Origin of the sequence: Candidatus Darwinibacter acetoxidans, from assembly GCF_041936445.1 — a bacterium.
GTDB lineage: Bacteria > Bacillota > Limnochordia > Darwinibacteriales > Darwinibacteriaceae > DTU010.
This window is the reverse complement of the sequence record NZ_JBHGXH010000293.1, coordinates 1-14,086: the sequence shown is the minus strand read 5'-3', so window position 1 is coordinate 14,086 and position 14,086 is coordinate 1. Positions and strand designations below refer to the sequence as shown.

The window sequence follows — 14,086 nt, the reverse complement described above, 5'->3', positions numbered from 1 at the left end:
AATCTAAACCCTCTTCCCCAGCAGGATGATCACCCGCTCCTTTTCCGGCAGGTGCTGCAGTTCCGCTGCGGCCAGAGAAGCCACCTGCTCAGGGGAGACCAATCCCGTGAGGTCGATCACCCTTCCTCCAACCAGCAAAAAGGGCTTGGGCATTTCGATCCCCGCATCCCCGTACTGGGAATGCTTTTCCAGGGCCGTCTGCAGATCTGCCTGCACCTGGGCCGCGGTGGTTTCCAGAACCAAGCCGTGGGGCAGCTGCAGGCGGATAACCCCTTCCCGATCTAAAACCACCAGGGGTTGCCGGCTGCGGCGGACTAATCCGAAGAGCTTTTTCACTTCCTGCTCCCCGGTGAACACTTCCAGAAGTTCCGTCCCGCCCTTCCAGCGGAGCAGTTCCTGGGGCAGGCCCACAGCTTCTGCCGCTTTCCGCCTGAGCTCTTCCCGGGCCAGCCGCACTCCCCGCTCTTTAGTCCTCAGCTCCGTAGCTCCCGTGGCCACGGCCCGCACCAAATTGCGCTGGGCATCGATCTCCACATGGACTTCCACTGTATCGGGCTTGGCACCCGCTTTGATCACTTGGCGCTCCGCTTCTTCCCGGATGCGGAGGATGTCTTCCTGGCTGGGGTTGGGGATGGTGCGTTCCACCGTATCCCGCACTAAAGACAGGGCCACACCTATGGGCGAGATGACCTGGGCATTCTTGGCGATCCGGTGCTTCATGCCCAGGGTTTTTGCCAGGTGCGGGACCACCGCGGCTGCGCCGCCTCCTCCACCCACCAGCACAGTCTGGTCTTTGTCCATAGCGTAGTCTTTGAGCAGCTGCCGGACCAGGGGAAGGCACTTGGCCGAGGCCAGCTCCAGGATCCTTTCTGCCGCCTGTTCAGCGCTCAAGCCCACAGCCTTCCCTAAAGCTTCCAAGGCCAGGCGGGCCGACTCTCGATTGCCCCTGGCGTAGTCTCCCTCGGGAACAAAGCCCAGGAAGTTGGCGGCGCAGGCCACCGTGATGGCAAACCTCTCACCATACTCGTTTTCCACCGCTGCGTAGTCCAGGGCATCTTCCGGGCGGGGCCGCACCGTGACCACGTTCAATTTGGTGAGCCTCTCCGGATCTGAAAAGACGGCGTAGGGAAAGCCGGCAATGTGGGCGCTGCGGGGCCCCACGTCTTTGATCCTGCCGTCCCCTAACCTCACCATGCTGCCGCCGGCCACAGCCACTGTGCGCACATCCAGGGAGTTAACGTAGGTTTTGTGTCCCCCCACTTGGGCGTAGTCCACCATCACCCGCCCGTTCACCACGGCGGAAATGTCGGTGGAAGTGCCCCCCACCTCCAGGAACAGGCCGTGGGAAACCTTCTCGTACATGAGGGCTCCCGCCACCCCCGCAGCGGGGCCGGAGAGCATGGTTAGAATTGGCCTGCGCATCACCTCGTCAATGTTCATGACCCCCCCATCGCAGCGCATGACCATGAGGGGAACGGCGATCCCCGATTCTTTCACCGACTGCTCAGTCAGGGAAGCAGCCTCCATCATCTTCGGGAGGATGCTGGCATTGATCACCGCCGTCTTGGTCCGGGTCTTCAAGCCGTAGAGTTTGGAGATCTCATGGGTGCCCACCGCCGGCAAACCGGCCTGCACCGCCTGCTCCATAATGGCCTGTTCCTGGCTGGGATCATCTACCGAAAAGGACGCGGCGGCAACGATGACCTCTGCCCCTTCCTGCCGCAGCTCGCAAATGGCCTGGCCCGCCGCCTGGAGCTCCTCCACGTGGCGCTGGACAGAGGTTAGGTAGCGGCCCTGGGCCAGTTCAATGGGTTCGATTTGGGTGTCCAGGCGCACCTTGCGCCCTTCCATACCCTGGCCGAAGCTCACCACTCCCACTTTGACCACATCGCCCTCCAAAAGCGCATTGGTGGCCTGCGTGGTTCCGTGGGCGATGAACTCCACCTCTCCGGGATCGATCTGGTGCTCCTCCAACACCCGGTGCAGGGCCTCCACAATTCCCTTGGCCACTCCCTCCGGTGCGGAGTGGGTGGTGGGCACTTTGACCTGGCCCAGAAGTTCGTAGCTCTCGCTATCCAGTACAACTGCATCGGTGAACGTGCCGCCGACATCAATGCCAATCCTTACTCTCACTACCAACACCCCATGAAATGTATAAGTCCGCCGAGGGGGCACCCCCTCGGGATAAGCTAAACGAACATGATTGTTGCCACCAGCACACCGGCGGCCACCAGCAGCCAGACGTAGGGCAGGAGCTTAGCGGTGATCTGGTTCACGTCCACATCAGCATAACCAGCCAGCCACACGTTGTGGGTGTTCGTCGGGTCGGCAATGGCCTGCATCCTTTCCACCGCCAAGAGGGCGCTCATGACCGCGGTGGCCGGAAGCAGCCCCAGGCCGATCATCAAGCCGGCTACACCGCTGCCCAGCCCAAAAAGGTTCAGGGGACCGCGATACAAAGCCAGCGGTGCCAGGAGGGTAAAGAAGAGGAAGTAGGATGCGGGGCCCTTGGGAACCACCCGCTCCAGTAAGGGACCGATGGTCTGCGCCACTTGGGGATGGAAGACCGCATTGAGCACCATGCCGATCCCCACCATGAGGATAATGGCGGGAGCGCCTTGACCGATGCCCTCAAAGGCGGATTTGGTGAGCAGGTTGATGAAGCTGCTCCAGCTCCTTTGGGTCACCGCCAGCCCGTAGAGGATACCCACCAGCAGAGCGGGGATGATGGGCCATTTGAAGATGGTGATCAGCAGCAGGGGCAGCAGCGGCGTGATCAAGGCCACAAGGCCCACTTCTTTTTCCGGAACCTGCACCGTCTTCACTGCCCAAAACGCCTTAGCCTTACCGCGGCGCAGTTCCATGGAGAGGAAGATCACCGCGGTGATGAAGGTGAGGGCCATGATGATCAAGGCGAAGTTCCTGATGGTCTCCAGGGGTACTCCGGTTGTGGCCTGGAAGAACGCCCAGTTGGAAACGTTCAAGGCCAAGCCCCCCGCCATGCCGAACAAGAAGATGCAGGCGGCCGCCAAGGGAGCGATGCCCACGGAGATGAGGATAGGAAGGACAATGGAACCCAGCATAATCACGGCGCCCAAGCCGCCCATGGATGTGAAGAGAATGGTCAGAGCCACCAAAATGGCCAAGGCGATCCAAAACGGACGGTCTCCACCCAGTTCAGCGGCGATTTTGATGATGCGCTGGGCGATCCCCGTCTGTTCCATGACCACACCGAGCCAAGCGCCGAACATCACCGCGGTGAAGGCCGAGGCCAGGCGGATGGAACCTGCCTCAATGATGTTCGAGATCAAGCCGATGTCCTTGCCCGTTTCATCCACACCCTTCAGGGGCACGCCGGCAATGAGGGCGATGCCGATGGCCAGAAGGGGCAGAGCGATGAGACTGGGCAGCTTGCGGGTGATCATCAACACCGCGATCACCAAGAAAAAGATGATCATCAGCACTGCTTGAAACATCTCTCTTCTCCTTTCCGAGTTTTCTCAGCGCCAACACCAACTTACTTGCAGCAGCCTAATATCGACCCCCTTTGGATAGGAAATGCTGAATCACTACGGTGGCTGCGCCCAGCACGCCGGCCTTCGGCCCGATGGTGGAAACCCGCAGCCTCACTTCGGGAACCCTAAAGGGCAGCAGAGCACTGTAGAAGCTCCGCTCCAGGGAATCCAAGAGGATCTCTCCAGCCTCCAGGAGATCCCCGCCCAACACCACTTCATCCATGTCCAGTAGATTAACTATGCCGGCCACCGCTTTTCCTATGTACTGTCCGGCGTTAACGAGAAGCTCCCCCGCGGCGGCATCCCCCTGCAGCGCCGCGGCGATGAGGTGCCCGGCGGTCAGGGGGGACTCTTGGGCCGCCGCCTGCAGATAGGGGCTTTTCCCGCTGGCCGCGAGCTGCTGGCCCTGCTTGGCCAGGGCATTGCCGGAAACCAGCGCTTCCAGGCAGCCCCGGTTGCCGCAGAGGCACGGAGGCCCGTGGGGATCCACGATGTTGTGGCCGATCTCCCCCGCCCGCCCTGTGCGTCCAGAGTAAATGCGGCCATCCAGCACCAGGCCAGCGCCGATGCCATCCCCCAGGTGAACATAGAGCAGATCGGTTACGGTCCCTTCGCCGCTGAGGTAACACTCGGCCAGGGCGGAAGCATTACCATTGCGCTGCACCAAAACAGGCACGCCTAGAGCCTCCTGGAGAAGGCTCCCCAGGGGAACTTCCCGCCAGTTGAGGAAGGTGCTTAAGCGCACGGTTCCGCTGGCTTCCTGCACGATCCCCGGCACCGCCACACCCACGCCCACCAGCTCCTCCAGGTTGACCCGGTTGCGCACACAGAGCCTGCCCACCACCGCCAAGGCGGCCTGCAGCACAGCTTCGGGACTGTGGTCCGGCAGGAGCTCTTCTGACCAGGCCAAAGCGTCCGCCCCCAGGTTGACCAGGGCAGCCTGGACCCGCGTCCGGGAGATGCGCACGCCGATCACCTTTCCCGCCATGGAGTTGAACTCCAGAAGCACAGGGGGCCGGCCGCCCACGGATTCCAGCGTCCGGGATTCCTGGACCAGTCCCTGCGCGATCAGTTCTTTGGTGAGGTTGGTGACCGTCGCCGGGCTCAATCCCGTGAGCCTGGCCAGCTCACTGCGGGTCGCGGGCTTCTGGCACAGGACGCGCAGCAGCTTGCTCTGATTCGCCACCTTTACCTGTTCGTAGTGGGATAAGTCTCGCAGCATCGCTACTCTGATATCCTTTCCGGTTATTTCATCTTCTAAATTTAGTATGTGAAATAATTCCCTACAGGTTATTCTACGTTAGGCAAAATATTCCTGCTTTAGGTTGCGGAATTCTTTAACAAATCCTCAACTTCCCCAATCAACTGGGGAAGCGAGCTGCGGAAATCCGGGGAGCTTTCGGCCAGGAGAAACCAATCAAAAAAAATGGGCAGACAGGGCAGGGCGGCTAGTTCCTTGGCAAAACGGTGCGCGGCGATCTCCCGCACCGCACGCACCCTAGCCGTTCTGACCCGCCAGGGGCCCAGCTTCCAGATGGTCACCGCGGGAAAACAGCGGTCCACGCAACCCCTCTCCTCCTCCAGGGCGTGGAAGAACTCGTGGGCAATGGTGGCCCGCTCCAGCTGCTGGTAGGTGAGGAAATGGGCAGGCAGCGCCTGACAGATCCGCTCCAAAGCCCGACGGTTGATGGTGATGGAGCCCGGGGCATAGGCGGCCCGCAGTCTTTGTCCCAGATCACCGGTGGTTAGGACCAGGCCCCTTCGGCCCACAGCCGCCAGCAGGTCTACGCCCTTGAAGTCCGCGGCCCACTGGGCGCCGAGTTCCAAGGCACCGGCCGCATAGACCCAGCGCTGCTCCCGTGCCAGCTTGGGAAACACCAAGTCTTGCTGGAGTTCCAGGTAGGCCCAGATCCGATCCTCAGCGGCTTTAGAGAGCAAAAGCTGCTTAGCTGGTTCCCAGTCCATCAGCCTTGAACTCCCCTCGCCGCACCCCCCGGCACTCCGCTGCCCCTTTGGAGCGCTTCCCAGAGCAGTTTCAGCACAGTGGTCTCCCGCCTGGTCCAGTTGGGCGCCCGGCCATTGCCTAAAGCTTCTTTGTTGGCGGCAATGGCCTCGGGTATGGTTGTCCAGTGGGGTTCCAGACCGAGATCCAGCTCATACCTTTCCAGATGCTGCTGGCCCAGCTCCGCGCCTATGGCACAGAAGTAGTAGTAGGAGGTCATGCGGAAGACCTCGAAATCCGGTTCCCGGGGAAAGGCATACTCCACCACTTTCCCGAAGGGCCGGTGTATCTGCAGCAGCTCAGCGCCGCACTCCTCCTTAAGTTCCCTGGAGAGCGCCTCCTCGTGGCTTTCCCCCAGGAACACGCCCCCACCGGGAAACTTGTAATCTCCGGTTGCCTTTGCATAAAGAAGGAGGATTTCGCCTCCACGGAGGATGATGGCCCGTACCGCTTCCCTTTTTACCGCCTTGCCTGTGCGGTTAACTCCTTTGTGACGGTCGATCTCCGCTAACAAGCGCATCTGTTTACCCCCCCACTACCTCATGCCCCCACTGAGCGGCGCAAGCGAGGACTCCATCTCTGTTCTCGGTTACCCCGCCCCGGTTTTTTTCTGTATTCAACGGTCAAGGCCCAAATCCTTGCCGGTCAGTATTGATCAAAAAAAGAGCCTGCTGCCAGGCTCTTTCACTTACTCAACCTATTTCACCCTGGTTTTCTGCACCTCATAGCCAACCCGCCTGATGGCGTTTTCGATCTCCTCCACGGAAACCTCCGCCTCGTTGAAGTCCAGCTTCACCTTGCTGGAGTTGAACAGTACCTGTACCGTGGTGGTATCCACACCCGGCACGGCTTTCACAGCAGCCTCGATTTTCTGCATGCAGGATGGGCAGGTTAGGCTTTCTAGCTGGATGGTGGCAGTTCTCATGGCGTTCTCCCCTCTCTTGGTTCTAAGATGATCATACCTGTCATTTTTGCAGGCATCCTTGATCCAGATCAAGTTCTTTGCTTCAGTCCCTCAAACGGTAGCGGAGCAGCCGCATGCCGTTGAGGATCACCGCTAAAATGCTGCCCTCATGAACCAGCATGCCGATGGACATGTTCATCCAATCGCTCCACAGCACGCTGGCCAGCAGGACCAGAACAACGCCCACCGCGATGAGGATATTCTGCTTCATGTTCCTGGCGGTGGCCTTGGCCAGGCCCAAGGCATGGGGCAGGCGTCCGATGTTGGAGTTCATCAAGACCACATCGGAAGTTTCCACAGCCACATCTGTGCCGCCCCCCATGGCGATGCCGATCTGCGCCAAAGCCAGGGAGGGGCTGTCGTTCACCCCATCGCCGACAAAGGCCACGATGCGTCCCTGCTCCAGCAGGGATTTGATATACCCGGCTTTTTCCTCCGGCAGCATGTTCCCGTGGGCTTCCGTTAAGCCCAACTCACGGCTGACCGCATCCACCGTACCCTGGTTGTCGCCGGAGAGCATAACCAGGTTTTTCACTTTCAGTCTCTTGAGCTTGTTCAGCACGGCTTTAACGCCGGGGCGGATTTGATCGCGCACCCCCATGAGGATCTTGAGCTCCCCGTCCACCGCGGTGAGCACGAGGGAGTTCCCCTGTGCTTCCAAGCGGGCCAGGTCATCTTCGGCCTCAGCGCTGAGCTTGACGTTTTCCCTCTCCATGAGGGCGGCATTGCCCACGGCCACCCGCCGGCCGTTTACCGTGGCCACAACGCCCGCGCCCTTGACCACCTCAGTTGCTTCCACAGGAAAGACCCGAACGTCCCCAATGGCCTCCAAGACCGCCTTGGCCAGGGGGTGATCAGACTCCCGCTCGATGCTGGCCAGATAGCCCAAGGCTTCTGCGCTGTCTTCCCCGTAGTACTTGGTCTCGGTGACCGCAGGGACGCCCGCGGTCAGGGTCCCGGTCTTGTCGAAAACCACCGTGTCCAGCCTGCTGAAATCACCGATCACTTCACTGCCCTTAAAGAGCACCCCGTGGCGCGCGCCGTTGCCGATCCCGGCCACATTGGACACGGGAACCCCGATCACCAAGGCCCCAGGGCAGCCCAGGACTAAGATGGTGATGGCCAGTTCCAGATCTTTGCTGAACAGCCAGACTGCAAAACCGATAACCAAAACGGCTGGAGTGTAGTACTTGGCGAAGCGGTCGATGAAGCGCTCTGCCTCTGACTTAGAATCCTGGGCCTCTTCCACCAGCTCGATGATCTTGCCGAAGGTGGTATCTTCACCGACGCGATCAGCCGCGATCTGCAGCGTCCCGTTGTCCAAAATGGTGCCGGCATAGACTGTGGAGCCCTGCTCCTTAGCCACAGGCAGGGACTCCCCGGTGATGCTGGCCTCGTTGACGCTCCCCTCGCCGGAAACCACCGTGCCGTCCACCGGCACTTTGGCGCCGGTTTTCACCAGGAGAATGTCGCCCACTTCCACATCTTCCACATCTACTTCCACAAACTCGCCATCTTCCATCTGCTTCAGGGCAGTCTCGGGAGCCAGCTCCACCAGCTCCTTGATGGCTGAACGGGTCTTGTTCAGCGTGCGCTGTTCCAGATAGGCGCCAAAAAGAAAGAGGAAAGTGACGATGGCCGACTCTTCGAAGTTGCGGATGGCAAAGGCGCCCAAGACAGCGATGGTCACCAGCAGGTCAATGGTGACCACCTTAACCCGCAGGGCCTGGAAAGCCTGGATGGCGATGGGTAGTGCGCCGATAATGGAAGCAAGGATCAGGGCCCACTCAAAAAGGGGCCCGCTCCCCACCGTCCAGCGGTTGAGAAAGGCCAGGGCGATGAGGAGCCCGCTCGCCAGCGCGAGTTTATCTTTGGCACCCAGGATCAATCTCTGCATGTGTTTCACCCCTTCCCTGCACTGCCCGCTTAAGCTTGGTAGGCCGCATCCAGTTCAGCCAGCATTTCGTACACCGCGGCGTAGCTTTCGCAGACATCCCCGGGGACCTTGTAGTTATCTGTGAGCTCGCGCAGCTGGGCGAACTCCCGGGCAAGATCCGCCTGACCGCCTCCCGCTGCCTCCACCTTGGCCTTGATCTCCTCAAAGAGCCTGCGCACTTCGTGGAACTCGGGATGGTGTGCACCGTGCACCCGGGCCACCACCGGCACGTAGGTGTCTAGAAGCTTAAAAGTGCGTTCCATGGTTTCCTGAAATCTGGTCATCTCTATCCCCTTCCTAGATATCTCATCGTTTGCGGCTTCATTTTAGCATGGCACCCCCCGGGGAAAAAATGATCTAGATCAAATTACGCCGGCTACTATCGCCCCGGGGGGATTTGTTATATAATGCCACTTATACGAAGGAAGATGACCATGACCAGATCTTGGAGCAAGTCACTGTTGCTGTGGACGCTGCTTGTGGGAGCTTTGCTGGTGATCGGCTGTACGCCTGGGGGCGGTGGAGGGGGAGACAAGGCTTACATCGTCTCCTACGTGTATCTCGATGGTGAACTCTACGATGGCCGGTACGGCCCCATGGAGGTGACCCTCACCCACTCTGGGACGGCCAAGACAGTGGATCTTCTGGAGAACCCGTTTACCTTCACGGATCTGCCGGTAGCCTTCGCCTCGGTCAAGGTGCAGCTGGTGATCCCTCAAGGGGGCGGCGTTTTAACCATCCGGGAGGAAGTGGGGCGGACCTTGCGGGCAGGCGAGAACGTTTTCCAGTTCACGGGTCTCAAAACCAACTAGCAGGCCATCACTGACAATCCCTTGCCAACTGTAAACCCGGTCCCCGGCCAGGCAGAAAGGGAGCAAAAAAGTGAGCTCAAGGTATTCGAGCTCACTTTTTCTGTTCCCTGCAGCTTTAGGCGACCGCCAGGGCAGAGGGCCGCCCATCTTTTATCTGAGGATGCCGTAGGTTTCGTTCACCGGCTGCACCCAGATGATGCCGTTACCCGGCTCATCGATGCGCAGACCCTCCCGCACCGCGGTGACGATGCGCTCCGTTAGATCCACCGGAGTGAGCATCAGCACGATCTCTTTCTCCGGCTCGATCTCCATGTTCAAAAAGACCGCCGTCTCGTGGATCCCCGAGCCGCGGGCGTTGACAATGGTCCCTCCGCGGGCCCCCGCTTCTCTGGCCACGTCCATGACCGTTTCTCCCTTGCCCTTGTCCACTATGACAAATACTGCACGATACATGCTGTCTCCGCCTCCGTTTTGCACACTGAACTTGTAATCATAGGTGCCGCCCGACCCGATGAAGGCACCCACCGGCATGGTAAAGGCTATCCCGTGCTTGGGGCGGCTGAATTTGACCACGCGATCGATTTCGGCAAGGGCTCGTTCCCCAACCGATTCTTCGCAGACCATGAGCACTACCTCTTTGCGAATATCGGTTAACTCCAGCAGTTTCAGCCAACGATTGTCGGCAGTCCCTCGGCCGAGCATAATCGTGCCGCCGGCTACTCCAGCTTTCTTCGCCGCGCTGAGCGCCTTGCTTCCCAAGCCGTGGTTCACGATGACACAGATCAGCTCATATTGCTTCTCAGCCGAGTTCTCCTTCTGCACCAGTATCAACTCCTTGTTTCCTCGACCTGGCCTGGAAAATGAAGCCAAGTATCTGTAATGTGATGATGGGAGCTGTAGCCACCAGGGCGATCATGCCAAAGCCGTCCCGCAGCAGATTAGCTCCTTCGAAGGCACTGGCCGCCCCCTGGACAAAGGCCAAAATGAAAGTGGCCGTCATGGGCCCGGTGGCTACCCCACCGGCATCAAAGGCGATGCCTACAAACAGGTTAGGGGCGTAGTACATCATGCTGACTGCAATTATATAACTGGGCAGCAGAATATGCCACAGTTGAATCGCGGGGGTTAGAATCCTGATCACAGCCATGGCCACCGCTGAGCCCACGCCGATGGACAAGGCCGCGCCCACGGCCTTACGCTTAACGTACCCGCTGGTCACATCTTCAATCGTGTGGGTCAGCACATACACCGCAGGCTCCGCCAAAATGGTGAAAAAGCCCAAAGCAAATGCGGTGACGATCAGCCACACCTTGTTCTCCAGCCCCGCCAAGCGCAGACCGATCTCACTGGCGATCTCCATAAACCCGCCGTACACACCAGTGAGGAAGACAATCAACCCGATGAAGGCGTAAACAAACCCTTTGACCATCCGGGCAAACTGCTTCCGCTCCAGATGGAAGAGGAGCTTCTGCAGCACAAACAGGGAAACGGTCAAAGGCAAAAGGCTGACAAAACCTTCCCGCAGGGCGGTGGGGATGAAATCCCAGAAGGGCTTGAGGATGGCTGCATTGCCCAGTTCTATGGGCTCCAGACTGGCCACAGCGTACTCTTGGGTGCCGATGATGATGTTCAAAACCAGCACACTCATGATCGCGCCGGCAGAGGCGATGGCCACCAGGCCGAAACTATCTGCCTCCGAGGCCACGCTGTCCTTGCGCAGGCGGGAGATGCCCACAGCCAGGGCCAAGAGAAAGGGGACAGCCAAAATGCCCGTTGTGGCCCCCGAGGAATCAAAGGCAATGGCCAAAAACTCCGGCTGGGTGAACAACGCCAGGACAAAAATGATCAGGTAGGAAATGAGCAAAAAGAGCTTCAAAGACATGTGCACAACGACCCGCAGAAAGCCCAGGGACACCATGATGGCCAGGCCAGTGGATACCACCACGAGCAGCGTCCAGGAAGAAATGGCCGACAAGGTTACAAAATCCACCTGATAGGCCAGGACCATCAATCCGGGTTCCGCGATGGAAATGAAAAAGCCAAGGAGGAGCCCGGCCAAAAGAACCACCGGGAGGTTGTTGGTCTTCACCAAGGAGGAACCCGTGAGGCTGCCCATGGGGGTGATCCCGATTTCCACCCCGAAGAGGAAGAGAGACAGGCCGATGACGATCAAAACGGAACCAACCACGAACCTCGCCATCGCCGTAAACCCCAAGGGCACCAGGGTGAAGTTGAGCACTAAGACCACCGCTACAATGGGAATCACCGTTTTAATGTTGTCCCTAAAGAGATTGCCGAGTATATGCAAGCGACCACCTGCCTTCCCCGTGCCTGCACCCTTCTATATCTATGGTCCCTGATCTAAATTGCGCCCCGAGCGCATACAGCGCCGGGGCGCCTAAAGCATCTCAACGCCGCATCAGCTAAGGGGTGAACGCTTTAGCTGTCTGCTTTGCAGGATATTTTCTCCCACAGTAAGCCCAGTTCCTGCCTTTCCCTTAAAAATTTCGCAACATTTTTGGGAAAGTTCTCGGCTTAATCCCGGAATTGCCCCGGGACAAGCTGGGACGGTCGTTTAGAGGACACGGCCTGAAGTGTTAGTGTAAGGTTTTAGTAGGGGTTTGGAAGGAGTTCCTGGTGTAGACATAAAAAAAGAGACCCCGCACACAAATCAGTAGCAGTTAGGAGGCGAGGTCTCATGAGAAGCGATGTTAGCAACACCGCTCTCATCCTTAGTTTACTTGAAGATACAGTAGATATCAATACTCTTGAAGAGGCGTGTTTGGCCTTTGCTCGGGAGCTGTTCATGGTGGTGCTCCAGACGCTCGATGATGAGCTGCTGAAGCACCGTGCGGAAGGATTAGTGTGTGTGGGAAAACGTTCGAGGACGATTCTCACAAAGATAGGCGAAATCCGAATTACGCGAAGACTGTACAGGAAGGCCACGAACGGGAAGAAGGCCCGTTGTAGGTTTCTCCTTGATGAGGCGCTCAAGATTCAGCCCAGGCGGAGAGTTACGCATGGCTTGCTTAGGCTGATGGTTTCCCTGAGTACCAGGCTTTCCTTTCGCGAATCAGCTGAGGTTTTGGAAGAAGCAGGCTTTCCTCGAGTCAGTCATGCTACTGTGCATGCGGAAGTTCGCCGCTATGGTGAGCTTGTGAAGAAGCGGCTGGAGAATCAACGCAGGCTAGTGTTTGAGTTTGGGCAGGAGCTATCCTCGCCCACCGGTAAGAAAAAGGTACCTTTTTTGATTCTGGAAGTCGATGGGCTTTTGGTCGGGCTGCAGGGGGGACATGGTAGGAAACAGGAGATCAAGCTTGGAGTAGCTTACGAGGGTTGGGAAATCCAGGGTAAACAGCGTAAGCTGCAGAACGCTACGGTCATGATGGGAGCTTTCGAGAATGGAGATGATTTCTGGGAGAGCTTTTCCGCCTGCTTAAGTGAGCGGTATGACTTTTCAGTCATCCAGGTGATCGTCAACGGCGATGGGGCACGATGGATTCAAGAACAGGCTGGAGTCTACTTTAAAGGTTGCATAGTTCAACTGGACAGGTTCCATCTGATGCGAGATCTCCGCTTGCTTTTTAGAAACAAAGCCAAGGAGCTCATGTCTGTTCTGGAGACGGGTGACATTCAAGTATTCATGGATACTCTGGAGTCATTGGAGCCCGAGGTTCCAGAGAAGAAGCGAAAGCTTTTCAACAAGCTTTTGAGGCAGTGCCGGAAGTATCCTAGCCATTTGGTGGACTACAGGAGCCGGTTGCGTGAGGAGCAAAGACAAGGTTATTTCTTCAGCGGGTTGGGCGTTGCGGAGACCATGGTAGACAAGAAGCTGGCCAACCGAATGAAGAAGCGCGGGATGAGATGGAGCAGAGAGGGTGCTTGGTGCATGGCGCTCCTGCTTATGCTGAGAGCGAACGGTCAGCTGCACCAGTGGCTGGAGGAGACATCCCACGAAGACATCCAGAATCCTGTCAAAGAGGCCACCATTCGGAAGAGAATCGCATCTAGAACTCTGCTGCAGGACCCGACTTGGCGGCACGTTTGTATTCCGAGTTTGAACGGGCCGACTCGGCCGTGGAAAATCGCGCTTCGGGCATTAGCTGGCCTGGCCAGTACCTAGAAGCGCAACCGCCCCATCCTGGTCTTGGGTCCGTGAAACAAGCAACTGCGAGGTCTCAACCTACTAAACGTTGACACTTACTGTTTTCAGCGACAGATTTGCAGTTCCAGCTGAACGTGGTATACTATAGAGGGAATGCTGAGTGAACCGGATGATCGCGAAGGGATACCCTTTGAGGAAAGTCCGAGCTCCACAGGGCAGGATGCTGGGTAACGCCCAGTAGAGGTGACTCTAAGGCTAGTGCCACAGAAATATACCGCCTTGGCTGACGCTTTCAGCTAGGGTAAGGGTGAAACGGTGAGGTAAGAGCTCACCAGCGGTTAGGTGACTAACCGGCTAGGTAAACCCCATCCGGAGCAAGGTCAAATAGGAAAGGAGAGGCGGCCCGTCTCGCTTGACTTTCGGGTTGACCGCAAGAGGCTTTAGGCAACTAGAGCCCTAGATAGATGATCATCCTCGACAGAACTCGGCTTATAGGTTCACTCAGACCGATGAGCGGGGGCGTTGCAGAACTACTCGATTGAGTAGGAGCAACGCTCCTTTTTGTGTCTCTTGGCCTGAAAATGCGCCCAGAGTTGGACAGATCTTGAGATGGCAGACACATACGAGTGTTTTTGGGCGCGCGAAAAAGACTCCCTAGGGTCAGTGGTGTGCCTTAAGCAGCTTGGTTCAAAGGGTGTAGCGCCATTCCGGTTCGCCCGCTCTGTATCTTGGCATGCAACTTGTTGATATTG

Annotated in this window: 12 protein-coding genes and 1 other RNA gene; 3 read left to right on the top strand and 10 right to left on the bottom strand. The window is 58.1% G+C overall.

The window, feature by feature from the left end; all coding sequences use genetic code 11:
* Positions 1 to 3: 3 nt before the first annotated feature.
* The 8 genes from ACE4YL_RS11330 to ACE4YL_RS11295 form a co-directional block, all read right to left on the bottom strand.
* A complete protein-coding gene (locus ACE4YL_RS11330; protein ID WP_461360538.1) occupies positions 4 to 2,133 on the bottom strand; it encodes a hydantoinase/oxoprolinase family protein in 2,130 nt (709 codons plus the stop codon).
* Between the two features lie 56 nt (positions 2,134 to 2,189).
* On the bottom strand, positions 2,190 to 3,476 hold the full coding sequence (locus tag ACE4YL_RS11325; RefSeq protein ID WP_461358023.1) for a C4-dicarboxylate ABC transporter: 1,287 nt from the start codon (positions 3,474 to 3,476) through the stop codon (positions 2,190 to 2,192).
* A gap of 55 nt (positions 3,477 to 3,531) precedes the next feature.
* Positions 3,532 to 4,737, bottom strand: coding sequence for an ROK family transcriptional regulator (locus ACE4YL_RS11320; protein WP_461358024.1), 1,206 nt, complete (start codon positions 4,735 to 4,737; stop codon positions 3,532 to 3,534).
* A gap of 98 nt (positions 4,738 to 4,835) precedes the next feature.
* Positions 4,836 to 5,480: a hypothetical protein gene (locus tag ACE4YL_RS11315; RefSeq protein WP_461358025.1), complete on the bottom strand. Its 645-nt coding sequence runs from the start codon at positions 5,478 to 5,480 to the stop codon at positions 4,836 to 4,838.
* Positions 5,480 to 6,037, bottom strand: coding sequence for an NUDIX hydrolase (locus ACE4YL_RS11310; RefSeq protein ID WP_461358026.1), 558 nt, complete (start codon positions 6,035 to 6,037; stop codon positions 5,480 to 5,482). Before ACE4YL_RS11310 ends, ACE4YL_RS11315 begins: the two co-directional genes overlap by 1 nt.
* Positions 6,038 to 6,214: 177 nt before the next feature.
* Positions 6,215 to 6,442, bottom strand: coding sequence for a heavy-metal-associated domain-containing protein (locus ACE4YL_RS11305; RefSeq protein WP_461358027.1), 228 nt, complete (start codon positions 6,440 to 6,442; stop codon positions 6,215 to 6,217).
* Between the two features lie 82 nt (positions 6,443 to 6,524).
* Positions 6,525 to 8,378, bottom strand: a complete 1,854-nt coding sequence (locus tag ACE4YL_RS11300; protein ID WP_461358028.1) for a heavy metal translocating P-type ATPase — start codon at positions 8,376 to 8,378, stop codon at positions 6,525 to 6,527.
* A 29-nt stretch (positions 8,379 to 8,407) separates the two neighbouring features.
* Positions 8,408 to 8,701: an iron-sulfur cluster repair di-iron protein, ric gene (locus ACE4YL_RS11295; RefSeq protein WP_461358029.1), complete on the bottom strand. Its 294-nt coding sequence runs from the start codon at positions 8,699 to 8,701 to the stop codon at positions 8,408 to 8,410.
* Between the two features lie 150 nt (positions 8,702 to 8,851).
* On the opposite strand from ACE4YL_RS11295, the gene ACE4YL_RS11290 reads away from it, so the two are divergent.
* Complete coding sequence (locus ACE4YL_RS11290; RefSeq protein WP_461360537.1) at positions 8,852 to 9,229, top strand: hypothetical protein; 378 nt, start codon at positions 8,852 to 8,854, stop codon at positions 9,227 to 9,229.
* Positions 9,230 to 9,379: 150 nt separating this feature from the next.
* Here ACE4YL_RS11290 and ACE4YL_RS11285 read toward each other — a convergent pair whose 3' ends face one another.
* On the bottom strand, positions 9,380 to 10,051 hold the full coding sequence (locus ACE4YL_RS11285) for a P-II family nitrogen regulator (protein WP_461358031.1): 672 nt from the start codon (positions 10,049 to 10,051) through the stop codon (positions 9,380 to 9,382).
* The gene (locus tag ACE4YL_RS11280) at positions 10,029 to 11,537 is read right to left on the bottom strand and encodes a DUF1538 domain-containing protein (protein WP_461358032.1); all 1,509 of its coding nucleotides are present in this window, start codon (positions 11,535 to 11,537) and stop codon (positions 10,029 to 10,031) included. The genes ACE4YL_RS11285 and ACE4YL_RS11280 overlap by 23 nt, the downstream gene beginning before the upstream one ends.
* Before the next feature lie 390 nt (positions 11,538 to 11,927).
* Between ACE4YL_RS11280 and ACE4YL_RS11275 the strand changes: the two genes are divergently transcribed.
* Together ACE4YL_RS11275 and rnpB are read left to right on the top strand one after the other, a co-directional pair.
* Positions 11,928 to 13,352 carry an ISLre2 family transposase gene (locus ACE4YL_RS11275; protein WP_461368734.1) on the top strand — a complete coding sequence of 475 codons (1,425 nt, stop codon included), beginning with the start codon at positions 11,928 to 11,930 and terminating at the stop codon, positions 13,350 to 13,352.
* Positions 13,353 to 13,491: 139 nt separating this feature from the next.
* Positions 13,492 to 13,842: RNase P RNA component class A (gene rnpB / locus ACE4YL_RS11270), an RNA gene on the top strand.
* Positions 13,843 to 14,086: the final 244 nt, after the last annotated feature.